Raw genomic sequence first — 23,288 nt, forward strand, 5'->3', positions numbered from 1 at the left:
CGCTCGGGTAGCGTGGAAGGGGCAGCGCGGCCCGCCGCCGCAAGCTGCGGAACGGGGAGCGACATGGCGCGTCTGAAGTCGGTGGCACGTTCGAACAAGTTGGGGCCCGACGAGCGGGCCGCCGCGATCCAGCGGCTGAAAGACAAAGAACTCGACATCCTCGTGGTGGGCGGCGGCATCGTCGGCACCGGCGCGGCGCTCGACTCCGTGACCAGGGGTCTGTCCACCGGTCTGCTCGAAGCCCGCGACTGGGCGTCGGGCACGTCGAGCCGATCGTCGAAGCTCGTGCACGGCGGCATCCGCTATCTCGAGCAGCTCGACTTCCGGCTCGTGCGCGAGGCGCTCATCGAGCGAGGTCTGCTGCTGCAGCGTCTCGCGCCGCACCTCGTGAAGCCGGTGCGGTTCCTCTACCCGTTGCAGACCCGTGTCATCGAGCGGTTCTACGTGGGCAGCGGCATGATGCTGTACGACATCTTCAGCTGGACGGGCGGTCGCCCGCCCGGCGTGCCGCACCACCGGCACCTCTCGAAGCGGCAGGTGCAGCGGGCCATCCCGTCGCTCGCACCCGACGCGCTGGTGGGCGGGCTCACCTACTACGACGCCCAGGTCGACGACGCGCGCTACGTGGCGGTGCTCGCCCGCACCGCCTCGTTCTACGGCGCCCACATCGCCAGCCGGGTGAAGGTCGAGGGGTTCCTGAAGGTGGGCGAGCGGGTCGGCGGCGTTCGGGCGCACGACCTGCAGACCGGTGAGCACTTCGAGGTGCGCGCGAAGCAGGTCGTGAATGCGACCGGCGTCTGGACCGACGACACCCAGCGCATGGTCGGCGAGCGCGGCACCTTCCACGTGCGCGCGTCCAAGGGCATCCACCTCGTGGTGCCGCGCGATCGCATCCACTCGGCGATGGGCATGATCTTCCGCACCGAGAAGAGCGTGCTGTTCATCATCCCCTGGGGCCGGCACTGGCTCATCGGCACGACCGACACCGACTGGCACCTCGACAAGGCGCATCCCGCGGCGACCGCCGCCGACATCGACTACCTGCTCGAGCACGTGAACCGGGTGCTGCAGGTGCCGCTCACGCGCGAGGACGTCGAGGGCGTGTACGCCGGCCTGCGTCCGCTGCTCGCCGGCGAGAGCGACCAGACGTCGAAGTTGTCGCGCGAGCACATCGTCGCGCACACCGTGCCGGGCCTCGTCGTCGTCGCCGGCGGCAAGTGGACGACGTACCGGGTCATGGCGAAGGACGCGATCGACGCGGCCGCGGACGCGCTCGACGGGCGCGTGCCGGCGTCGACCACCGAGGACATCCCCCTGCTCGGGGCCGAGGGCTACCAGGCGGCGTGGAACAAGCGCGGCAAGATCGCGCGCGCGTTCGGGGTGCACAAGGTGCGGATCGAGCATCTGCTGAACCGCTACGGCACCCTGACCGACGATCTGCTCGACCTCATCCGCAACGACCCGAAGCTCGGCGAACCGCTGCCGGGCGCCGACGACTACCTCGCAGCCGAGGTGGTGTACGCCTGCACGCACGAGGGCGCGCTGCACCTCGACGACGTGCTCGCGCGTCGCACCCGCATCTCGATCGAGGCGTGGGATCGCGGCGTCTCGGCCGCGCCGGTCGCGGCGAAGCTCATGGCGAAGTCGCTCGGCTGGGACGCCGAGCGCGAGCAACTCGAGGTCGAACGGTACCTGCAGCGGGTCGCCGCTGAGCGCGAATCGCAGCTGCAGCCCGACGACGAGTCCGCCGACCGGGTACGGCTCGAGGCGCCCGATATCGTGAAGGTCGACTGACCTCGACTGACCTCGACTGACCTCGACTGACCTCGACTGACTCGGCGGGCGCGACGGCGCGGGCGTTCGTCGCGACTAGACTCGACGCATGGTCGAGGTGCGGCGGGTCGTGCTCCCCGGGGTCGGGATGCTGCACTCGTTCACGACGCTCGACGGCGTCGAGCTCTCGGTGATCGCGCACCGCATGGGCGCGCGCGACCTCATCGCGAAGGTCGCGGGCAACGCGATCGCCAACGTGCGACTCGAAGAGAGCGAGGCGCGCACCGTCGCCGACCTGCTGGGCGGCACCCGCATCGTCGAGTCGATCGCCGAACTCGATGACGTTCCCGGAGTCCCGATCGCGTGGGCGATCATCGACGACGACGACGTGCTCGGCGGCAAGCCGATCGCCTCGCTGCCGACGGTCGACGGAGTGTCGCTCGTCGCCGTAGTCCGGGGCCGCCGGGCCATTCCGGCACCGCCCGTCGACTTCGTCGTCGAGCCCGGCGACATCCTCGTCGCGGTCGGGCCCGACGAGGGCATCCAGCAGGTGTTCCACGCGATCATGCACGGCTCCGGTGAGGACGCCGAAGTCTGATGCTCCGAATGATGCTGCGCCCGCGATGGGTGCTCGCGCTCATCGCCGCGCTCGCCGTGGCCGCCGGGTTCGCGTTGCTCGGGCAGTGGCAGCTCGATCGAGCCGTCGAGCAGGCGACCGTGATCGAGCGCCCCACCGAGGAGGTGCGGCCCTTCGACGGGGTCGCCGAGCCCGACGGGCCGACCCTGCAGGTCGCGACGGGGCAACGCGTCGAGGTGCAGGGCGCCTTCGTGCCCGGCGACACGGTGCTCGTCGACGGCCGGCTCAACGACGGCGTGCTCGGCACGTGGGTGGTCGCACACCTCGAGGTGACGGATGCTCCGCCGGGCGGCCTGCCGATCGCACTCGGGTGGGCGCCCGACATCGTAGCGGCGCAGTCGGCACTGGATCGGTTCGAGGCATCCGTCGACCCTGACGAACCGGTGCGCGTGATCGGGCGGTTCCTGCCCAGCGAACCGCCGACCGACCCCGACCACGACGGCGACCCGCACGCGATGTCGACCGTGTCGGTCGCGGCGCTCATCAACCTGTGGGCCGACTTCGACGACCGGCCGGTCTACTTCGGCTACGTCACCGCGGCCGAGCCAGCGCCAGGGCTCGAGGCGATCTCGTCGCCGCCGCCCGAGGAGCAGGCCGAGCTGAACTGGCTGAACGTCTTCTACGCGGTCGAGTGGGTGGTGTTCGCGGGCTTCGCGATCTTCCTCTGGTATCGGCTCGTGCGCGATGCCGTGCAGCGCGAGCGCGAAGAGGCCGAGCTCGCGGCCGAGGCGGCTACTCCGCCGAGCCGCTGAACGCCGCCGCGAACTCGGGCGAGGGCTCGATCTCGGTGATGACGTCGACGAGCACTCCGCCGGGATCGCGCACGATCACGTGCCGCTGGCCGAACGGCTCGTCGCGCAGCGGCTGCACGACCGGAACCCCGGCCGCGGCGAGCCGTTCGGCCGCGGCGTCCACGTCGTCGAGCTCGAGGTTGACGAGCACGCCCGCGGCCGGTCGGCCGTAGCCCGCGGGGATCGACGGATGCGCCGCGTCGAGGAGCGCGAGCTCGGTCGACGACGCGGGATGCCGCAGGCTGACGTACCAGTCGGCCGCGAACACGGCCTCGAACCCGAAGTGCTCGCGGTAGAAGGCGGCCCTCGCGGCCACGTCGGTCGTGCAGAGCACGGGATAGCTGCTGGTGAGCATGAGTCCTCCTCGGGATGGTCGATGGGCTGAGATGCATTCCGCTTGAGATACATACAGTGTGTATGTATCTTCAGCGTGAATGACATACAGTCTGTATGTCAAGTGCGGATGTCCCGTTCCGCCCCGATGGAGGACGTATGGCGACGAAGGCCGAGCAACGCGACCGCACGCGTGCCGAGATCGTGCGCATCGCCACCAGGAGGTTCGCCGAGTCGGGGTACGCGGGCGTCGCCCTCGAAGACCTCGTGGCCGAGGCGGGCCTCACCCGCGGTGCGCTGTACCACCACTTCGGCAGCAAGCTCGGGCTCTTCCAGGGGGTCGTCGACGCCGCGCAGCGCGGAGTGGCCGAAGCCGTCGAAGCCGCCGCCGACGCGCACGACGACACGCTCGAGGGATTCCTCGCCGGCTGCCGGGCCTTTCTCGAGGCGAGCCTCGCGCCCGCCGTGCGGCGCATCCTGCTCGTCGAGGGCCCGGCGGTGCTCGGCTGGGGCGAGTGGCGGGAGGGCGATCTCGAGACGAGCGTGCGCCTGCTCGACGCGGGCGTCGCCGAGCTCGCCGCCGCGGGCGTCGTCGACGGCGACGGGCTCGACCTCGGCATCGTGACCGCGATGCTGTCGGGCGCCCTGAACGAGGCCGCACTCGTGAGCGCCGAGGCGTCCGACCCCGACGCCGGCACCGATGCCGCGATCGCGACGCTCCGCCGCATGCTGGTCGGACTCGCACCCGCCGCAGCTCAGTGAGCGGGCTTGCGGCCGGCCACGAGCACCACGCCGAGCACGAGCGCGCCGATGCCGAACCCGAGCACGGTGACGGGTGCGCCGGTCGGCGGCAGCATCGCGGGGGCTCGGGCCGTGTCGACTCCGGCGCCGCTCGACCCATCGGGCACTGGCCCGGGGCCCGGCCCAGGCCCGGGGTCGACGGGCTCGTCGGCGAGCGGCGCGACCAGCACGGTGTCTCCGGCGTCGTCGGCCGCTCGTACCGTCACCGCGAACGGAGCGGGCGCGCCCGGGTGGTCGCCGCTCCAGACCAGCCGTTCCCCGGGTTGCAGGGCGATCTGCTCGAATCCGTCGCGGTCGACGGGAGCCGGGCGACCCTCGGCCGGCATCACCGTCACCGGGCCTGCGCTGCCCTGGAAGCCGCGGACGGTGGAGACCAGGGCGCCCGAACGGCCGAGGTACTCGTCGAACGCGCCCGGTCGGCGTGACTCCACCACGACCACCTCGTTGAGGTCGACGCGCACGACGGCGATCGCCGGACCGGCGCGCGCGTCGAGCCGGCGCAGCGCGAGCTCGGTCGACGACGTGGGGTCGAGGCAGCGCACGGCGTCGTCGTCGAGCCATCCGAGCAGCCAGAGATGCCAGCCGAGCAGGTCTCGGTCGAGGCCGACGTTCGCGTCGCTCATCGGATCCCACGACCCGGCGTGGATCGCGTCATATCGGCCGCCGTCGGCGGCGTCGGAGTCGTACAGGTCGGGCAGCCCGAGGGTGTGCAAGGTCTCGTGCACCAGCACGGGGCTCATCAACGCGTCGGCGCCGATGCTCGGAACGCCGACCGCCCGGGTGAGCGTCCCCTCATCGGTCGGGATCGCGAGCGTGTTGTTCGCGGCGGCCCGGCTGATCTCGGGCGCTCCCGACGTGCCGTACACGACCCAGACGACACCGGTCTCGCCGAAGTCGACCGACGGGTCGGCCGCGGCGACCGCGGCTCCGATCAGGTCGTCGAATCCCGCCGCCGACATGGTGCCGTTCGGTTCGGCCGGAAACGTCGTGATCGAGTCGGGCAGGTGCAGCCACTCGGCGTGCGTGCGGATCCGCAGCTCGAAGCGACCCGACGACAGCGCCGCGAAGCGAGCCTGGACCGAGGGCAGCTGGGGCACGAGTCGCTCGATCGCCTCGCCGCCCGAGCTGTCGGGGAAGTCGACGAAGACGATGTCGACCGTGAGGGCACCGGTCGACGGCGCGGCGGTCGGCGGGCGGGGGAACCCCTCGGTGAAGTCGCCGAACGCGCCGATGCGGCAGTCCTCGAGCGTGCGCGCTGCGGTCTCGTCAGGCCCGACCGCGAGCACCGGCAGCGCGGGGGCGAACGCGAGCATCACGCCCACGACGACGCCGACGGCGATGCGCATCGCGAATCGACCCATCATCGGCGTCCCCCCAGACTCCCGCCAGCGTAGAGCCGGGGCCGGCTCGGGCGGCACCCCCAACGCGGGGGACGGCGGGCGATCGGGGGTCTCCCGGCCCGCGCCCGGGCTCGGCAGGCTCTCGGATCGGGCACGTAGGATGGATCCATGCCCCTCGAGCCGAAAACCGCCGATCTGCCGCGCATCCGCGGGGCGCTGAAGCTCTACCAGGTCGCGTCGGTGATCACCGGCGTGCTCCTGCTGCTGCTCTGCGCCGAGATGATCCTGAAGTACGCCTTCCACCTCGAGCTGTTCGCGTTCGGGTCGGGCGGGTTCCTGAGCTTCCAGCCGGTGCTCGAGACGGCGAACGGTCTCGAGTCGACCGGCGACGGGGTCAACCTCTCGACCGGCATCCTCATCGTGCACGGCTGGTTCTACGTCGTGTACCTGTTCAGCGACTTCCGGCTCTGGAGCCTCATGCGCTGGCCGTTCGGCCGGTTCATCCTCATCGCGCTCGGCGGCATCATCCCGTTCCTGTCGTTCATCCTCGAGGCGCGCATCGGCCGCGAGGTGCGCACCTACCTCGAGCGTCGTGAGGCGGATGCCTCGGCGGCGCCCGCGCCGAACGCCGGCGCCGAGGCATCCGATTCCGACCAGCCGTCCGTGGAGGCAGCCCAGTGAGCGAACCCCAGACCGAGCAGGGCACCGGCCCCGAGCAGGGTACCGGCCACCGGCCGGTGCTCGTCGTCGACTTCGGCGCCCAGTACGCGCAGCTCATCGCGCGGCGCGTTCGCGAGGCATCCGTCTATTCCGAGATCGTGCCGCACACGATCACCGCCGAAGAGGTCGCGGCGAAGAACCCGATCGGCATCGTGCTGTCGGGCGGGCCGTCGTCGGTGTACGAGGAGGGGGCGCCGTCGCTCGACGAGGGGATCCTCGAGCTCGGCGTGCCGACCCTCGGCATCTGCTACGGCTTCCAGGTGATGGCGCGCCAGCTCGGCGGCGAGGTCGCGCACACCGGCCTGCGCGAGTACGGGTCGACCGAGACGACCGTGCGCGCCGACGACGGCAATGTGCTGCTCGGCGGGCAGCCCGAGCACCAGGTGACGTGGATGAGCCACGGCGACTCGGTCTCGGTCGCGCCCGAGGGGTTCGAGGTGCTCGCCTCGACGGCGTCGACGCCGGTGGCCGCATTCGCGAACGACGAGAAGAAGTTCTACGGCGTGCAGTGGCACCCCGAGGTGAAGCACTCGCAGTTCGGCCAGAGGGTGCTCGAGAACTTCCTGCACCGCGCCGCCGGCATCGCCGCCGACTGGAACCCGGGCAACGTCATCGCCGAGCAGATCGAGCGGATCCGCGAGCAGGTCGGCTCGGCGCGCGTGATCTCGGCGCTGTCGGGCGGGGTCGACTCGGCCGTCTCGACGGCGCTCGTGCAGCGCGCCGTGGGCGACCAGCTCACCGCGGTCTTCGTCGACCACGGGCTGCTGCGCAAGGGCGAGCGTGAGCAGGTGCAGAACGACTATGTGGCCGCGACCGGCGTGAACCTGGTCACGGTCGACGCCGCCGACACGTTCCTCGACGCGCTCGAGGGCGTCAGCGACCCCGAGCAGAAGCGCAAGATCATCGGCCGCGAGTTCATCCGCGCGTTCGAGCAGGCCGAGCTCGACGTGATCGCGTCGGCGGCTGCGTCGGGCGAGAAGGTGAAGTTCCTCGTGCAGGGCACGCTCTACCCCGACGTCGTCGAGTCGGGCGGCGGCACGGGCACCGCGAACATCAAGAGCCACCACAACGTGGGCGGCCTGCCCGAAGACCTGCAGTTCGAACTCGTCGAGCCGCTGCGCACCCTGTTCAAGGACGAGGTGCGTGCGATCGGCCGCGAGCTCGGGCTGCCCGAGGCGATCGTCGGCCGCCAGCCGTTTCCGGGGCCAGGCCTCGGCATCCGCATCGTGGGCGAGGTCACCCGTGATCGTCTCGCTCTGCTCCGTGAGGCCGATGCGATCGCGCGCGAAGAGCTGAGCGCGGCCGGCCTCGACGGCGAGATCTGGCAGTGCCCGGTCGTGCTGCTCGCCGACGTGCGCTCGGTGGGCGTGCAGGGCGACGGCCGCACCTACGGCCACCCGATCGTGCTGCGGCCCGTGTCATCCGAGGATGCGATGACCGCCGACTGGACCCGCCTGCCGTACGACGTGCTCGCCCGCATCAGCAACCGCATCACGAACGAGGTCGCCGAGGTGAACCGAGTCGTGCTCGACGTCACGTCGAAGCCGCCGGGCACGATCGAGTGGGAGTGAGTCGAAGGGCGCCGGATCGGCGCCCTTCGTCGTTCGGAGCGGCTTTCGGAGCGGCTTTCGCCGCGGCCCTGGCTCGCGGTGCGGGCAGAACGTAGGATGCTTCGCGCGACACGCCGTGACAGCGGTGCGCGCGGTGGCGTGTCGCGCGGCGGATCCGACGTCTCGTCGGGGCGACGTGGCCCGGCGGTGGAGCAGTAGGGTGACCGCATGCGCGCCACGTACATTCGGCCCACCCGCGTCGACGGCGTGGTCAACGGGCTCGTGGCGCTCTCGACGCGAGTCGGCCTGCCGCTCGCCGGCAGCCGGGTGCTGGCGGTGCGCGGTAGCACGAGCGGCGAGTGGCGTACCACGCCCGTGAACCCCTTGCACCTCGGCGGCGACCGGTACCTCGTGGCGCCGCGCGGCACGACGCAGTGGGTGCGCAATCTGCGCGCCGCAGGCGCGGGCCGCCTGCAGCACGGGCGACGGATCGAGGAGTTCACCGCGGTCGAGATCGCCGACGCCGAGAAGCCGCCCGTGCTTCGCGAGTACCTGCGGGTGTGGGCGTGGGAGGTCGGCCGGTTCTTCGAGGACCTCGACCAGCATTCGCCCGACGAACGGCTGCTCGATGCGGCATCCGGCTTTCCCGTCTTTCGCATCACGACCGTCTCCGGAGACTGACCCGCAGCGTTCGCCGACCCGCCACGCCCGCGCATGCGAGAGGATGAGACCGTGACGGAACACAAGGGTTCGAAGGTCGCGGTCATCGGCGCCGGAGCGGTCGGCACGAGCATCGCCTACGCCTCGCTCATCCGCGGGTCGGCGCGCGAGGTCGCGTTGTACGACATCGCGGCCGAGAAGGTCGAGGCGGAGGTGCTCGACCTCGCGCACGGCACGCAGTTCACCGGGGCATCCGTCACGGGCGGAGCCGACCCAGTCGTCCTCGAAGGCAGCGACCTCGTCGTCGTCACGGCGGGCGCGAAGCAGCAACCCGGCCAGACCCGAATGGAGCTCGCCGGCACGAACATCCGCATCCTCGAACAGCTGCTGCCGCAGATCCAGCAGCGGGCGCCCGAGGCCACCATCATGCTCGTCACCAACCCGGTCGACGTGCTCACCGTCGCGGCCCACCAGATCACCGGGCTGCCGAGCGGCCGCGTGTTCGGCTCGGGCACCGTGCTCGACACGTCGCGACTGCGGTGGCTGCTCGGGCGCCGACTCGGGGTCGGCACCGCGAGCGTGCACGCCGACATCGTGGGCGAGCACGGCGACACCGAGTTCGCGCTGTGGTCGACTGCCATGATCGGCCCGGTGCCGCTGCTCGAATGGGAGGGGCCGAACCAGCTCTCGAGCGGCGACCTCGACGAGATCGCCGCCGAGGTGCGCGACGCGGCCTACCGGGTGATCGCCGGCAAAGGCGCGACGAACTACGCGATCGGGCTCGCCGTCGCCCGCATCGTCGAGGCGGTGCTCGACGATGAGCAGGTCGTGATGCCGGTCTCGACGGTGCTCGACGATTACCGCGGCATCTCGGGCGTCGCGCTCAGTGTGCCGTGCCTGGTCGGCGCGCAGGGGCCGACCCCGGTCGTCGGCACGTCGTTCTCGTACGCCGAAGACCAGAAGCTGCGCGCGTCGGCGCACGCGATCCGCGCGACGCTCGCGTCGGTCGGCGCTGGCGCCTGAGGCGGGGTCCGCGCTCGCCCGCCCGACAGCGGCGAGGGGCGCGGAAGAAAACTTCGCGCGCGTGTCGATCTGGGCCCTTCCCGTTCGACGCATCGGGTGAGAGGGTCGAAACGCGACCCGAACACACGAGGAGACGACACCATGTCGAAGTACATGCTCATCATGCGCGCTGACGAGACCGGCGTGCGGGCGTACGAGCAGATCCCGTTCGAGCAGGTCATCGAGGCGATGGGCCGCTACAACGAGCAGATGATGAACGCGGGCGTGCTGATCGCCGGCGAGGGGCTGAGCGACGCGAGCGAGGGCTTCGTCGTCGACTTCTCGGGCGAGGAGCCGCTCGTCACCGACGGACCCTACGGCGAGATCAGGGAGCTGTTCAACGGCTTCTGGATCATCGAGGTCGCCTCGAAGGAGGAGGCGGCCGAGTGGGCGTCGCGCGCTCCGCTCGGGCCCGGCGCCTACCTCGAGGTGCGCCGCGTCAACGGCCCCGAGGACTTCCCCCAGGACAACGAGTGGATCCAGAAGGAAGAGGGCTGGCGCGAGGAGCAGGCCGAGCGGGCGGCCAAGGGCTGAGCGCGGGTCACCGCATCGCATGACGGATGTCACGGGCGCGCGCCGCGCGGATGCCTCATCGTCGGGATCGACCGACGACCAGGCCGCGCGGCGCGCCGTCGCGGCGGTGTGGCGCATCGAGTCGGCGCGCATCGTCGCGACGCTCACCCGGTTGACGCGTGACTTCGGCCTGGCCGAGGACTTGGCGCAGGAGGCGCTCGCCGAGGCGCTCGAGCAATGGCCGTCGACCGGCGTGCCCCGCAACCCCGGTGCCTGGCTGACCGCGGTCGCCAAGCGCCGCGCAATCGACGGCTGGCGCCGTCGCGAGCGCTACGACGAACGGCTCGCCGCGATCGCGCACGACCTCGAGGCCGAACAGCACCAGGCGACGGATGCCCCTCCGTGGGATCCCGATCGCATCGACGACGACGTGCTGCGGCTGGTGTTCACGGCGTGCCATCCGGTGCTGTCGCGCGAGGCGCAGGTCGCGCTCACGCTCCGTGTCGTCGGCGGACTCACGACCGACGAGGTGGCACGGGCGTTCCTGGTGCCCACGTCGACCGTGCAGCAGCGCATCGTGCGCGCGAAGAAGACCCTGGCGGCCGCGGACGTGCCGTTCGAGGTGCCCGAGCGCGACGAGTTCGCGGCCCGGCTCGCGGGCGTGCTCGCCGTGGTGTACCTCGTCTTCACCGAGGGGCACGCCGCGACGAGCGGCGACGAGTGGATGCGCCCCGACCTCGCCCGCGAGGCGATGCGGCTCGGCCGGGTGCTCGCGGCGCTCGTGCCCGACGAGCCCGAGGCGCAGGGTCTCGTCGCGCTGATGGAGCTCACCGCGGCGCGGTTCCCGGCCCGAACGGATGCCTCGGGGCAGCCGATCCCGCTCGACGCCCAGGACCGCGCCCGATGGGACCGCACGCTCATCGCCCACGGCCGCGCGGCGCTCGCCCGCGCGAGCGCCCTCGCCGAGCGACGCGGCACCGGACGGGGCGCGTACGCGCTGCAGGCGACGATCGCCGAGTGCCACGCGGTCGCGCCATCGGTCGACGCGACCGATTGGCCGCGCATCGTCGCGGCGTACGACGGGCTGGCGCGGCTCGCGCCGTCACCGGTCGTCGCGCTGAACCGCGCGGTCGCGGTGTCGATGGCGCCCGAGCCCGAGGGCGGAGCGTCGGCGGCGCTGGCGATCGTCGACGACCTCGCGGGCGATCGCCGGCTCGCGGCATCCCACTTGCTGCCGAGCGTGCGCGGCGAGCTGCTCGCCCGCCTCGGCCGCGACGACGAGGCCCGCGCCGAGTTCGAGCGCGCCGCGCAGCTCGCGCAGAACGCCCGCGAGCGCGCGGTGCTGCTCGCCAAGGCCGCGTCCCGGGGCTCCTGACGCACGCCGCCCGTGCGGTCTCCCCGCGCGTGCCCGACCGCTCGACCGCCCGACCGCCCGACCGCTCGACCGCCCGAGTGTTTCCGTTCGTGCCCCGCGTTTCCGGGCGGGCGGAAACAGTCGGCGCGAACGGAAACACTCGGGCGGGGCGGGGCGGGGAGGGGGGCACGGGCACGGGGCACGAGAACGGGCCGCCGCCCCTGAGGACGACGGCCCGTTCGAACGAGCGGCTGCGGCTAGTCGCGCGCGATCGCGAGCATCCGCAGGATCTCGAGGTAGAGCCAGATGACGGTGACCATGATGCCGAAGGCGCCCGTCCAGCTGTACTTCTTGGGGGCGCGGTTGCGCACGCCCTGCTGGATGAAGTCGAAGTCGAGCACCAGCGAGTACGCGGCCATGATCACCACGAGCACGCCGATGATCAGGCCCAGCGGAATGCCGGCGATGTCGGCGCCGCGCAGGCCCCACGGGTCGTCGGTCGCACCGAAGATGATGAGGCCGATGTTCACGAGCGAGAACACGAGGTACCCGACCATCGCGATGAGGAAGACCTTGGTCGCCTTCTTCGACGCTCGGATCTTGCCCGATGCGAACAGCGCGAGCGTCACGCCGACGACCACCAGCGTGGCGATGACCGCCTGGCCGACGATGCCGCCGCCGAACGCCGCCTCGTACCAGGCCGAGATCGCGCCGAGGAAGATGCCCTGCACACCCGCGTACGCGAGGATCAGCGCGGGCGACGGCTCTTTCTTGAAGATGTTGACGAGCGCCAGCACGAAGCCGACGATGCCGGCGCCGATCCAGAGCCCGGGAAGCGTCGCGGCCGTGAACCAGCCGATCGCCGCGCCGACGAGCAGCAGCCCGAAGGAGAGCGCCGACTTCATCACGGCGTCGTCGTAGGTCATGACCTCGCGGTCGGGAAGCGTGGCGGGCTGGTCGAACAGCTCTTTCAGGTCCTGCGCGGACATGTCCTGCGCGGTGGCCACGGCGCCCTGCCTCGAGAACGCCTCGTTGCGTGAGAAGGCGGGGTTGTCGAGTGCCATCGGATGGTTCCTCTGCTTTCGGCGATCGTCGGTTGGAGGGGAATCCCCGCGGATGGAGCATCCGCAGGCTCCAATCTACCGGGCAGGGTGCCTCGCCCGCCCGTCTCAACCCGTGACAACGCCGAGAATCCCCGCGCTGTTCCCGTCGGCGCGCCTCGCCGCGCGATCGCTACGCTCGGAGGATGGAGCGCGACCATGCGGAGCATCCGCTCGTCATCGGGCATCGCGGCGCGCCGGGGTACCGGCCCGAGCACACGCGTTCGAGCTACGAGCTGGCGTTCGCGCTCGGCGCCGACGCGGTCGAGCCCGACCTGGTCGCCACGCGCGACGGCGTGATCGTGCTTCGGCACGAGAACGAGATCTCGGGCACCACGGATGTCGCGACCCGCGCCGAGTTCCAGAGCCGCCGCACGACGCGCGTGATCGACGGCGTCGAGTTGACGGGCTGGTTCACCGAGGACTTCACGTGGGCCGAGCTCGCGACGCTGCGCGCACGCGAGCGTCTCGGCCCGCTGCGCCAGGCGAGCGCGTCGTTCGACGGGCGATACCCCCTCATGCGGTTGCGCGACCTGTTCGAGGTGATCGAGCGGGCGTCCGAGGAGCAGGGGCGGATGCTCCGCATGGTCGCCGAGTTCAAGCACGTGACCTACTTCGACGGTCTGGGCCTGCCGCTCGACGAGCTGTTCGCGGCCGAGCTCGATGCGGCCGGGTGGGGCCGCGGCGATGAGCGGCTCATCATGGAGGCATTCGAGCCGACCGTGCTCGACCGTCTTCGCGATCTGGGAGTCCGCGGGCAGCGGGTGTTCCTCATCGAGGGCACGGGCGCGCCGGCCGACCTCGTCGCTGCGGCCGCGCCGGGCGCCGAGCCCGCTCTGCCGTACGACATGTTCGCGACCGAGGCCGGGCTGCTCGGCTTGGCCGGCCGGTTCGACGGGGTGAGCGTGGGCAAGGCACGGCTCGTCGGTCCGATGCCGCGACGCAGGTCGGGCGTCGACGGCGTGCTCACCGGTGCTGAACTCGTCGATGCCGCGCACGGCGCCGGGCTCGCGGTGTTCACCTGGACGCTGCGGCCCGAGAACCGGTTCCTCGCGCCGGCGAGCCGTCGCGGTTCGGTGCGTGCGGCGTGGGGCGACTGGGCGGGGGAGTTCGGCGACGTCATCGACACCGGCGTCGACGGGGTGTTCGTCGACCATCCCGACCTCGGCGTCATCGCCCGCGAGGAGTCGCAGGCCTAGCCAGGCAGCGCAGCGGGCGCGTCGCCCGCGAGGTCCCACGATTTCAGTCGTCGCAGCAGGCTGCGCTTCTTCCGGGCGTGGCGCTGCATGCGGGTGAGGATGTCATCGAGGGTCGTGATGGCGTCGACGATGTAGGGGCCCTTGTTGAGCATCACGCACTCGGCGCGCTCGCCCATCGCGGCGTCGGTGACCTCGGCACGCGACGGCACGCCGGTCTTCGCGAGCGTGTCGAGCACCTGCGTCGCCCAGATGACGGGTACGTGCCCGGCCTCGCAGAGCCAGAGGATCTCCTCCTGCAGTTCGCCCATGCGCTCGAACCCGGCCTCGACGGCGAGGTCGCCGCGGGCGATCATGACCCCGACGTCCTCCCACCGCATCGCCTCGAGCAGGATCTGCGGCAGCGCGCGGAACGCGGCCACGGTCTCGATCTTCAGGATGAGGTCGAGGTCGTCGCGGGCCAGGCGGTCGCTGAGGGCGCGCACGTCGTCGGGCGTGCGCACGAACGACAGCGAGACCGCGTCGGCGTGCGCGTCGACGAACGCGAGCGCGGCGAGGTCGTCGTCGGTGAGCGCGCTCACCCGCAGCTCGCTGTCGGGCAGGTTGATGCCCTTCTGCGCGCGCAGCTTGGTTCCATCGGGAGCGGCCCGGTCGATGCGCACGGTGACGGATGCTTCGGATGCCTCGGTCGCGACGCCGCCGATCTTGCCGTCGTCGAACCACACCCGGTGGCCCGGCCGAACGTCGGCGAACACCTCGGGCAGCGTGCACCCGACGAGGTGCTCGGGGCCGGGGCCGACGGGCTGCGGCACATCGTCGGGCACCAGCCGGATGGTGTCGCCGACATGCACGCGCAGCGTCGCCGCGTCCGCCTCGAACTCGCCCGTGCGCAGCTTGGGCCCCGCGAGGTCCATCGTCACGACGACGGGTCGACCGGTCGCCCGCCCGGCCGCGCGCAGGCGGTCGATCATCGCCGACCACGCCTCGGGGCCGTCGTGCGCGCAGTTGATGCGTGCCACGTCCATGCCGCGTTCGGCCATCGTGCGGACGAGGTCGGCATCGGTCGCCGCCTCGCGCGGCATGGTCACCATGATGCGGGTGCGTCGCTTCGGGCGGGGCGGGCCGAAGATGCGCTCGGCGTTGTCGTCGAGTTCGGAGCGCGCGTCGCCGCCGGATGCCTCGCCCGAGGCATCCGGCTCGTAGGCGCCCTCGCCCGCGATGGCCGAGAGCACCCGGATGAGCCGGTCGACCGAGCCGAGCACGTCGGACTCGGCGCGGCCGAGCGAGCTGAGCGCGAGCCGAGCGAGCCCGGTCTGGATGTCGCCGAGGTCGTGGCGGCGCAGCTCGACGTAGTGCACGAGATTTCGCGCACTCGCCCGGTGGCGCTCGCGCACGCGGTCGATGCGCCACGCGGCGCGGAGCTCGGCGTCGAGCATCGAGGCGCGCAGCGCGCGGATCTCGCCGAGCAGTGCGGTGATGGCGTCGTGGTCCATGCAGCCCCCGAGGCCGAGCCTAGCGCCGACGCAGACGCGTCAGCCGCGCGAATAGGATGTGCGGATGACGAAGGCGACCCGGCGCGGCATCCTCGCTGTGGTGGTCGCGGCGACGCTGCTGGCCCTCGGCGCCGGCATCGGTGTCGTCGTGGGCGACGCGCTCGGCATCAGCGTCGAGGGATCCGATCGGATGCATCCGGCCGAGCCGGACGTGTCGCCCGTCGAGGCGGCCGTTCCGCCGCCCGCGATCGCGTCGCTCGATGTGCCCACCACTGCGCGCGTGGGGGTCGCGGTCGACGAGCTGCTCGATGCCGTCGCCGCCGCGCCGACCCGCGAGGGCGAGCTCGCGCTCGCCGTCGAGGTCGAGGCCACCGCGACCCCGACGGGAACCGACGCCGACGACGCCTACCGCCTCGAGGGCGACGCCTCGAGCCTCCGGGTGATCGCCGCGACCGAGTCCGGCGCGACACGGGCGATCTACGACCTCGCCGCGCACGTGCGGGCGGGGCGCTCAGTGGCCGCCGAGCTCGGCGAGCACGACGCATCCGCACTGCCCGTGCGCCTCGTCGATCTCGGCGCCGTCGGCGTCGAGGCCGACCCCACCGAATGGGAGCGGGGCGACGACTACTCGCACGTGTCCGATGCGTTCCGCGACGTGTACCTCGCCGACGCGCCGTATGTCGACGAGGCCGCGCTCGCCGAGGCGTACGACGACTGGGACGCGTTCCTGCGCCGGTCGGTCGCCGAGGGCGCGAACGCGGTCGCGTGGCCGGGATTCATCGAGTACGTCGACTTCGCCGACGCCGAAGACGGACCGGTCTACGCCGACGGCGACCCGCATCCCGCCCGAGCGGCGGCGCTGCGCGAGGCGTTCGGGCCGTTCTGGGATCGCGCCGCCGAGCTCGGTGCGAAGGTCTACCTGCGCACCGACATGCTGGCCCTCAGCCCCGAGCTCGACGCGTACTTCGACCGCCGGTTCGGCGGCGCCGACACCGAGGATCCCGAACTCTGGCAGGTCTACGCCGACGCGCTCGATGCGCTGTACGCCGAGCAGCCGTCGCTGTCGGGCGTGATGATCCGCATCGGCGAGGGCGGCGACATCTACGCGACGCCCGGCTGGGACTTCACATCCGAGCTCGCGGTGCGCTCGGTCGCCGCCGTGCGGGCGATGCTCACCGCGCTCACGACGCAGGCCGAGGCATCCGATCGCGAGGTGATCTTCCGCACCTGGAGCGTCGGCATCGGCGACGTCGGCGACATGCACACCGATCCCGCGTCGTACCAGCGGGTGCTCGACGGCATCTCGTCGCCGGCGCTCATCGTGTCGACCAAGTACATGGCGGGCGACTTCTTCAGCTGGCACCCGCTGAACGAGACACTGAAGATCGGCGACCAGCGACGTATCGTCGAGTTCCAGAGCCGGCGCGAGTTCGAGGGGTTCGGGGCGTTCCCGAACGACCTCGGGCCAGAGTTCCAGTGGGCGCTCGGCGAGCTGCTCGCGGCGAACCCGAACATCGAGGGCGTCTGGACCTGGACACAGGACGGCGGTCCGTGGCGCGCCGGCCCCATGACCCTGCACCTGAAGGCCGGGTTCTGGCAGCTCGCCGACCTGAACACGCGGCTCTCGCTCGCGCTCGCGCGCGACCCCGGCACGCATGTCTCGCAGGTCACGATCGACTGGGCGAAGCAGTTCTCGGATGACCCGGCCACCGTCTCGGCGATCGCCGAGGCCATGGCGATCTCGCGCGAGCCGATCGAGCACGGCCTCTACCTCAGCGCGTTCGCCGAGCAGCACACGACGGCGCTCGGCCTGCAGCCTCCGCCCCAGATGCTGCTCTTCCAGTGGGACATCCTGACGGGCGACACCGCGACGCTCGACGTGATCGCGACCATCGTGGGGGATCGGCGCGAGGAGTCGATCCGCGAGGCCGACGAGGCGGTCGCGGCCGCCGAGCGGATGCGGTCGGCGATCGAAGCGACGGATGCCGCGAGCTGGCGTGATCCCGCTGAGCGCTCGGCGTTCATCGGGGCGATCGGCTACGAGGTCGACACGCTCGGCCTGCTCGGCGCGTACCGTGAGATGTTCCTCGAGCAGGCGCGCTGGCACGACACCGAGTCGGACGAGGCCCACGGCGCGTGGCGCGCCGCTCGCGACGACTACGTCGCCGCTGCCGCGGCGCACCTCGCGGCGTACGAGGGCGACGTCGACCACCCCGCGTGGAACCTCACTGCCGCGCAGCTCGGCGTGGACCGCGGCGACCGCGACCTCGCGATGGCCTGGGCGGCCCGCGTGCTGCTGGTCCTGGCGCTCGTGTGGGTCGTGGTCGGCGCCGCATCGGTGCGCACTCGGCTCGTCCGCAGGCCCGGTGCCGCCGGCGCCCGGGCGTCGTGGCTCGCGGCGACCCGCCCGTGGCGGGCGCGGGAGGCGACCCTGGGCCTGGATTCGCTCGACCTCTGGCTGCTGTTCCTCGTGCCGGTGGCGCTGCTCGTCGCGACTCGAGCGGTGCAGACCTCGTTCCTGTCGTGGACCCATCTCGCGGTGGTGCTCGGCGCGTGGGTGGTGTTCGCGATCGTCGTGCGGCTGTTCGTCTGGCGGCGCTCGCCGTGGCCGGTCATCGCCGCGGTCGGCGGCGTGGTGGTGCTGCGCTGCGTCGTGACGCTCGTCGCACTGTCGTTCACGGGCCCCGGGGGCTACTGGTACGCGTTCTGGACCGACCCCGTGCAGCGGGTGGCGTACATCGCGATCGCCTTCGCGTTGTTCGTGTGGGTGTTCGTCGCGGCAGGGTGGGCGCTGTCGACCCAGATCGGGGTGCGCCGGGCGACCGGGTCGGTGCTGGCCGCGGTCGGCGCGGGTCTCGCGTTGCCGTCGCTGGTGGTCGCGATCGTCGGGCTCGAGCAGGCGCTGACGCTGTGGAACGACGAGATGGGGCTGCTGCCGTGGGGCATGTCACGGATCCTCGGCATCACGACCTTCCTCGAGATCCCCGAGGAGTCGGCCTGGTACGCGGCCGGTTTCGGGGCGCTCGTCGCGCTCGTCGGCGCGCTGCTCGCGGTGCGGTGGCGGCGGCCCCGCGCGATCGCGGACTGAGCATCGCTCAGGATCCCCAGCCCGCTACGAGCTCGAACCCCTCGGCGTGGATCGCGGCGAGGAAGGCGGGATCGCGCAGCAGCCGAAGCTCCCACGAGCGCACGATGCCCGCGTCGCCCGCGACCGCGCCGCCGGGCGCGGGATGCAGGAACAGCTCGCTCGTGCCCTCGGGCAGGTCGGCGAGCATCCGGCGTGCCTCGTCGAACAGGGCGGGATAGCCGCCGAGGTCGCTGGCGTCGCGGCGGTTGGTGATCATTGCGTCGGGGATCGGCACGCCCGAGGCATCCGCCGCTTCGACGGCGCGGGCGTGGGCGTGCGCGACCTCCGCGGAGACCTCGGTGGGGCGCCCGCCGCCTGCGGCGAGGTACGGCGCGAGCGAACGCGGCAGTCGCAACCCGAGCCCCTCGCGCGCGCACAGCGCGAGCGCCTCGGGCAGGAACGAGCGCCCGGTGAGGCCGTACAGGGTGCCCGCGTGCGAGTCGATCGCCGCGGGCCGGGCACCGAGCGCGCGCAGCCGGTCGAGCTGCGCGGCGAGTTCGGCCGCGACCTCGTCGGGCTCGGCGCGCTCGCCCACCCGCCGGGCGTCCTCGGGCAGGGATGCGTCGTCGGCGTCGCCGAGCGAGCGGCCGGAGGTGAGCGGATGCCACGGGGGCACGCCGCGCTCGCTCGACAGGGTGGCGTGCAGGCGCGGTTCGAGGCCCGCGGCGCGCACCGCGTCGACCGCTCCGCGGGCGAACGGCGAGACCACGATCGCGGTCGTGGCGGTGATCGCCCCCTCGGCGGCGAGCTCGGCGATCGCGGCGCTCGTCGGCCCGTCCCGGCCGAGGTCGTCGGCCGTGAGCACGAGGCGACGCGTCACCCGTCGACCTCCTCGGCGGCGCGGGCCGCGGTCTCGGCGAGGTCGGTGCTCGTGTCGGCGCGCCGTTCGTCGAGTCCGTCGGGCACCCGGATGAACCGGGCGAGCACCGCGCCGATCACCGTGAGCACGAACGGGTAGACGCAGAGGAACACGCGGAACGCGAGGTCGGGCGCCGTGCCGGGGTCGTCGCCCGACCAATACCCGAAGAACACGCCGAGCGAGGCGAGGGCGAGGCCGGTGACGATCGCGTTGAGCCGGCCGAAGAACCCGAACGCCGAGAGGAACAGTCCCTCGCGGTGCTCGCCATGGCGGCGCGCGTCGTCGTCGAGCACGCGCGCGACGATGAGGTCGTTCGTCGCGAGCATGCCCGAGTATCCGACGCCCACGAGCGCGCCCGCCAGGATCGCGGTGAGCAGGCTGTTCGCGAAGAACAGCGGCACGAAGCTTGCGGCGAGCAGCACGAACGCGAGCCGCCAGGTGAAGGCTGCGCCCTTGCGGCGCACGACCCGCGTCCAGCCGATGAGTCCGAGCACCGAGACGAGGATCACCGCGGCCTGGAGGAAGAGTGCGTCCGAGACGGGCAGCCCCAGCGAGTACCGTACGTAGAGCTGCAGCCCCGCGAGCACGAGCGCCATGGCCGACCCGTAGCAGGCGCCCGCGACGCCGATGGTCCAGAACCTCGGGTTCGCGAGGATCGCCCCGATCGTGCGGAAGAACCTCGGCCGCTCGGTGGTCGAGTACCGCGGGTTCTCCTTCGCGCTGAAGGCCATGAAGAGGATGACCGCTACCGCGATCGCGCCGTAGATGATCGCGGTGATGGTGAATCCGGTGGTCGTCTCCTCGGTGCCGAACACCTTGGTGGTCAGCAGCGGCGTCACCGCGAGCGAGATGACGAGGGCGGCCAACTGGAACCCCTGCCGCAGCGAGTTGGCGACCGCGCGTCGCCGCTCCTGCGGGAACAGCTCGGGCAGCAGAGCGCCGTAGTTCGCGTTCAGCATGGAGTCGAACGCCTCGCAGAGGATCGCGAACACGGCGAACCAGATCACGAGTCCGAGCCCGTCGAGCGAGGTCGGCGCCGAGAAGAACGCGATCATGGATGCCGCGAGCAACGGCGCCCCGACGACGAGCCACGGCCGGCGGCGACCGAACCGCGTGCGGGTGCGGTCGGAGAGGTACCCGAGCACCGGGTTGTCGATCGCATCGACCACCGCGTAGACGACCATCACCGCGCCGTAGACGCGGACGTCGAGGCCGAGGATGTCGACGTAGAAGAGGATCATCGACCCCTTGATCATGTTGATCGGGATCGAGGTGCCGAACATGCCGATCGCGTACCGCCACGGCGGGGTGGCACGGGCAGCGGGCGGAGCGGACGGGGACGCTGACGGGGCGATGGGATCGGGCATGGTTCCTCGTTCGGGTGGACGACGCTGTCTGATGTGCGCGGAGGAAGGGTCGCACGCGCACGTGGCGGCAAGGCTACCCGCAGGTGACGGCTCGGGTGTCGGATGCCGCGCCTAGACTTGATGGGACATGACGCTGATCCTCGACCCCGACGACCCGGCCGGCTGGCGCGAGGCCGACGCCCCCGCTTCCTCCGGCGCCTCCGGCTCGCATCTGACCGACGGGCTCAACCCGCAGCAGCGCGAAGCCGTCGAGTACCGCGGCCCGGCGCTGCTCATCGTCGCGGGCGCGGGCTCGGGCAAGACCCGGGTGCTCACCCACCGCATCGCGCACCTCATCGAGACGCGCGAGGCGTGGCCGAGCCAGATCCTCGCGATCACGTTCACGAACAAGGCCGCGGCCGAGATGCGCGAGCGCGTGCAGGCGTTGCTCGGCGAGGGCGCGTCGGGCATGTGGATCTCGACGTTCCACTCGGCGTGCGTGCGCATCCTGCGGCGCGAGGCCGAGTCGCTCGGCATGTCGTCGACGTTCACGATCTACGACTCGGCCGACACCCGCACGATGCTCAAGCGCATCATCAAAGAGCTCGACGCCGACACCATGGGGTTCACGCCCGCCGGTGCGCAGGCGAAGATCTCGAAGCTGAAGAACGAGCTGAGCGACGCCGACACCTATGCGCGCAATGCGAACCTCAACGACCCGCAAGAAGCGGTGTTCTGCGAGATCTTCCGGCAGTACTCGCGGCGCCTGCGCGATCAGCACGCGCTCGACTTCGACGACCTGATCGCCGAGACGGTCTACCTGTTCCGGGCGTTCCCGAAGGTCGCGGCGCTCTACCAGCGCCGGTTCCGGCACATCCTCGTCGACGAGTACCAAGACACCAACCACGCCCAGTACGCGCTCATCCGCGAGCTCACCCGCCCGGTCGAGCGCGAGGTCGTCGATGAGCTCGACGCGCACGGCATCCTCGTGCGCGGCCTCACCGACGACCACGGTGAGATCCCCGGGGCGTCGCTCACGGTCGTCGGCGACAGCGACCAGTCGATCTACGCCTTCCGCGGCGCCGACATCCGCAACATCGTCGAGTTCGAGCGCGACTTCCCGGGTGCGAAGGTCGTGCTGCTCGAGCAGAACTACCGGTCGACGCAGAACATCCTCTCGGCGGCGAACGCGGTCATCCAGAACAACTTCGACCGCAAGGACAAGAAGCTGTGGACGGCCGACGGCGACGGCGAGAAGATCGTCGGCTACACCGGGTACACCGCCCACGACGAGGCGCAGTTCATCGCCGACGAGATCGAGGCGCTGCACCGCGCCGGCGTCGCGTACCGCGACATCGCGGTGTTCTACCGCACCAACGCGCAGACCCGTGCGCTGGAAGAGATCTTCGTGCGGTCGGCGCTGCCGTACCGGGTGGTCGGCGGCACCAAGTTCTACGAGCGCGCCGAGATCAAGGACGCGATGGCGTACCTGGCGGCGGTCGCCAATCCGCTCGACGAGCTCGCGCTGCGTCGCATTCTGAACACCCCCAAGCGCGGTATCGGGCCGGCTACCGAGACCGCGATCGCGCAGTTCGCCGAGCAGAACGAGATCTCGTTCCGCCAGGCGATGCGCTCGGCGGCCGAGCTCGGGCTCGGGCCGAAGGTCCGTGGGGCGATCGGCGGGCTCGCCGACGTGCTCGACCAGGCGGCGGCGATGCTGGTGCCGTCGCAGCGCGGGCTCGACGAGGGCACCAACGAGGGCGCCGCCAAGGTCAGCGACGTGCTCGTGTACTTGCTCGAGGCATCCGGGCTGATCGCAGCGCTGCGCAACAGCCGCGACCCGCAAGACGAGACCCGCGCCGAGAACGTGGAGGAGCTCGTGGCGCAGACCCGCGACTTCGACCGCGAGAACCCGGGTGCGACGCTGGTCGACTTCCTCACCCAGGTGTCGCTCGTGGCGGCCGCCGACGAACTCGACGACGCATCCGGAACCGTGTCGCTCATGACCCTGCACACCGCGAAGGGCCTCGAGTACCACGCGGTGTTCCTCACCGGGCTCGAAGAAGGGCTGCTGCCGCACCAGATGTCGGCGACCGAGCCGGGCGGCCCCGCCGAAGAACGTCGACTCTTCTACGTCGGCATCACGCGGGCACGCAAGCGCCTCTACCTCAGCCTCGCGATGAGCCGCGCGCAGTTCGGCGAGGTCGCCGTCGCGATGCCGAGTCGCTACCTCCAAGAGATCCCCGAGCACCTCGTCGACTGGAAGCAGTCGCCGGGGATGGCGACGAGCCGCGGCGGCACCCAGCCGCGCGCCCTGAACGCCCGCCGTCCCGGCAGCGGGCCGGGCGGTGCGTGGGGCACGCGCGACCGCGACCTCGAACGGTTCAGCGTCACGCGGTCGGCCGCGACGAAGACCGAGTGGGCGAACAAGGTCACCGCGAACGTGCGCGACAACGGCGACCTCACCCTCGACTCGGGCGACCGCATCCGGCACGCCGACTTCGGCGAGGGCACCGTGAACCAGGTCACCGGCGAGGGTTCCAAGCGCATCGCGCACGTCGCGTTCGACCGGGTCGGCGCGAAGAAGCTGCTCATCAAGATCGCCCCCATCGAGAAGCTGTAGGCCCGAGTCT

19 protein-coding genes are annotated in these 23,288 nt (G+C 71.6%); 13 read left to right on the forward strand and 6 right to left on the reverse strand.

The genetic code is table 11. The features are described 5' to 3' along the window. Window positions 1-63 precede the first annotated feature (63 nt). The 3 genes from FLP10_RS12865 to FLP10_RS12875 all read left to right on the forward strand — a co-directional run bounded on the left by FLP10_RS12865 (window position 64) and on the right by FLP10_RS12875 (window position 3,162). The gene (locus FLP10_RS12865) at window positions 64-1,794 is read left to right on the forward strand and encodes a glycerol-3-phosphate dehydrogenase/oxidase (protein WP_210418402.1); all 1,731 of its coding nucleotides are present in this window, start codon (window positions 64-66) and stop codon (window positions 1,792-1,794) included. Between the two features lie 88 nt (window positions 1,795-1,882). Then, window positions 1,883-2,371, forward strand: coding sequence for a cation:proton antiporter regulatory subunit (locus tag FLP10_RS12870; RefSeq protein ID WP_149161227.1), 489 nt, complete (start codon window positions 1,883-1,885; stop codon window positions 2,369-2,371). 11 nt (window positions 2,372-2,382) lie between these two features. Further along, on the forward strand, window positions 2,383-3,162 hold the full coding sequence (locus FLP10_RS12875) for an SURF1 family protein (protein ID WP_168209196.1): 780 nt from the start codon (window positions 2,383-2,385) through the stop codon (window positions 3,160-3,162). Here the strand turns inward: FLP10_RS12875 and FLP10_RS12880 are convergent. Next, window positions 3,143-3,556 (reverse strand): VOC family protein, encoded by a 414-nt coding sequence (locus FLP10_RS12880; protein ID WP_149161229.1) that lies wholly within the window; start codon window positions 3,554-3,556, stop codon window positions 3,143-3,145. The genes FLP10_RS12875 and FLP10_RS12880 overlap by 20 nt on opposite strands. A gap of 137 nt (window positions 3,557-3,693) precedes the next feature. On the opposite strand from FLP10_RS12880, the gene FLP10_RS12885 reads away from it, so the two are divergent. Beyond that, window positions 3,694-4,296, forward strand: coding sequence for a TetR/AcrR family transcriptional regulator (locus tag FLP10_RS12885; RefSeq protein ID WP_149161230.1), 603 nt, complete (start codon window positions 3,694-3,696; stop codon window positions 4,294-4,296). Here FLP10_RS12885 and FLP10_RS12890 read toward each other — a convergent pair. Continuing rightward, window positions 4,290-5,699, reverse strand: a complete 1,410-nt coding sequence (locus FLP10_RS12890) for a metallopeptidase domain-containing protein (protein WP_149161231.1) — start codon at window positions 5,697-5,699, stop codon at window positions 4,290-4,292. The two genes, FLP10_RS12885 and FLP10_RS12890, sit on opposite strands and share 7 nt — an antisense overlap. A gap of 144 nt (window positions 5,700-5,843) precedes the next feature. Between FLP10_RS12890 and FLP10_RS12895 the strand changes: the two genes are divergently transcribed. The 6 genes from FLP10_RS12895 (at window position 5,844) to FLP10_RS12920 (ending at window position 11,555) form a co-directional block, all read left to right on the forward strand. Further along, the gene (locus FLP10_RS12895) at window positions 5,844-6,356 is read left to right on the forward strand and encodes a DUF3817 domain-containing protein (RefSeq protein WP_149161232.1); all 513 of its coding nucleotides are present in this window, start codon (window positions 5,844-5,846) and stop codon (window positions 6,354-6,356) included. Then, window positions 6,353-7,966, forward strand: coding sequence for a glutamine-hydrolyzing GMP synthase (gene guaA / locus FLP10_RS12900; RefSeq protein ID WP_149161233.1), 1,614 nt, complete (start codon window positions 6,353-6,355; stop codon window positions 7,964-7,966). Before FLP10_RS12895 ends, guaA begins: the two co-directional genes overlap by 4 nt. A 207-nt stretch (window positions 7,967-8,173) precedes the next feature. Beyond that, on the forward strand, window positions 8,174-8,626 hold the full coding sequence (locus FLP10_RS12905; protein WP_149161234.1) for a nitroreductase/quinone reductase family protein: 453 nt from the start codon (window positions 8,174-8,176) through the stop codon (window positions 8,624-8,626). A gap of 51 nt (window positions 8,627-8,677) precedes the next feature. Beyond that, window positions 8,678-9,628 (forward strand): L-lactate dehydrogenase, encoded by a 951-nt coding sequence (locus FLP10_RS12910; protein WP_246150020.1) that lies wholly within the window; start codon window positions 8,678-8,680, stop codon window positions 9,626-9,628. A 141-nt stretch (window positions 9,629-9,769) separates the two neighbouring features. After that, window positions 9,770-10,201: a YciI family protein gene (locus FLP10_RS12915; RefSeq protein ID WP_149161236.1), complete on the forward strand. Its 432-nt coding sequence runs from the start codon at window positions 9,770-9,772 to the stop codon at window positions 10,199-10,201. Window positions 10,202-10,220: 19 nt separating this feature from the next. Beyond that, window positions 10,221-11,555, forward strand: a complete 1,335-nt coding sequence (locus tag FLP10_RS12920) for an RNA polymerase sigma factor (protein ID WP_149161237.1) — start codon at window positions 10,221-10,223, stop codon at window positions 11,553-11,555. Between the two features lie 236 nt (window positions 11,556-11,791). Here FLP10_RS12920 and FLP10_RS12925 read toward each other — a convergent pair whose 3' ends face one another. Continuing rightward, window positions 11,792-12,598, reverse strand: coding sequence for a Bax inhibitor-1/YccA family protein (locus FLP10_RS12925; RefSeq protein WP_149161238.1), 807 nt, complete (start codon window positions 12,596-12,598; stop codon window positions 11,792-11,794). Window positions 12,599-12,780: 182 nt separating this feature from the next. On the opposite strand from FLP10_RS12925, the gene FLP10_RS12930 reads away from it, so the two are divergent. After that, window positions 12,781-13,833 (forward strand): glycerophosphodiester phosphodiesterase family protein, encoded by a 1,053-nt coding sequence (locus FLP10_RS12930; RefSeq protein ID WP_149161239.1) that lies wholly within the window; start codon window positions 12,781-12,783, stop codon window positions 13,831-13,833. On the opposite strand, the gene FLP10_RS12935 is transcribed toward FLP10_RS12930, so the two are convergent. Continuing rightward, on the reverse strand, window positions 13,830-15,323 hold the full coding sequence (locus FLP10_RS12935; RefSeq protein WP_149161240.1) for a pyruvate kinase: 1,494 nt from the start codon (window positions 15,321-15,323) through the stop codon (window positions 13,830-13,832). The genes FLP10_RS12930 and FLP10_RS12935 overlap by 4 nt on opposite strands. Window positions 15,324-15,387: 64 nt before the next feature. Between FLP10_RS12935 and FLP10_RS12940 the strand changes: the two genes are divergently transcribed. Then, complete coding sequence (locus FLP10_RS12940; protein WP_149161241.1) at window positions 15,388-18,411, forward strand: hypothetical protein; 3,024 nt, start codon at window positions 15,388-15,390, stop codon at window positions 18,409-18,411. 7 nt (window positions 18,412-18,418) lie between these two features. Here the strand turns inward: FLP10_RS12940 and FLP10_RS12945 are convergent, their stop codons facing one another. Next, window positions 18,419-19,270, reverse strand: a complete 852-nt coding sequence (locus tag FLP10_RS12945; protein WP_168209197.1) for a ChbG/HpnK family deacetylase — start codon at window positions 19,268-19,270, stop codon at window positions 18,419-18,421. After that, window positions 19,267-20,676 (reverse strand): MFS transporter, encoded by a 1,410-nt coding sequence (locus FLP10_RS12950; RefSeq protein WP_149161243.1) that lies wholly within the window; start codon window positions 20,674-20,676, stop codon window positions 19,267-19,269. The genes FLP10_RS12945 and FLP10_RS12950 overlap by 4 nt, the downstream gene beginning before the upstream one ends. A 127-nt stretch (window positions 20,677-20,803) precedes the next feature. Here FLP10_RS12950 and FLP10_RS12955 point away from each other — a divergent pair, with 127 nt between their 5' ends. Continuing rightward, a complete protein-coding gene (locus tag FLP10_RS12955; protein WP_149161244.1) occupies window positions 20,804-23,278 on the forward strand; it encodes an ATP-dependent helicase in 2,475 nt (824 codons plus the stop codon). Window positions 23,279-23,288 lie beyond the last annotated feature (10 nt).

The organism is Agromyces intestinalis, assembly GCF_008365295.1.
In the GTDB taxonomy this organism is placed as follows: Bacteria; Actinomycetota; Actinomycetes; order Actinomycetales; family Microbacteriaceae; genus Agromyces; species Agromyces intestinalis.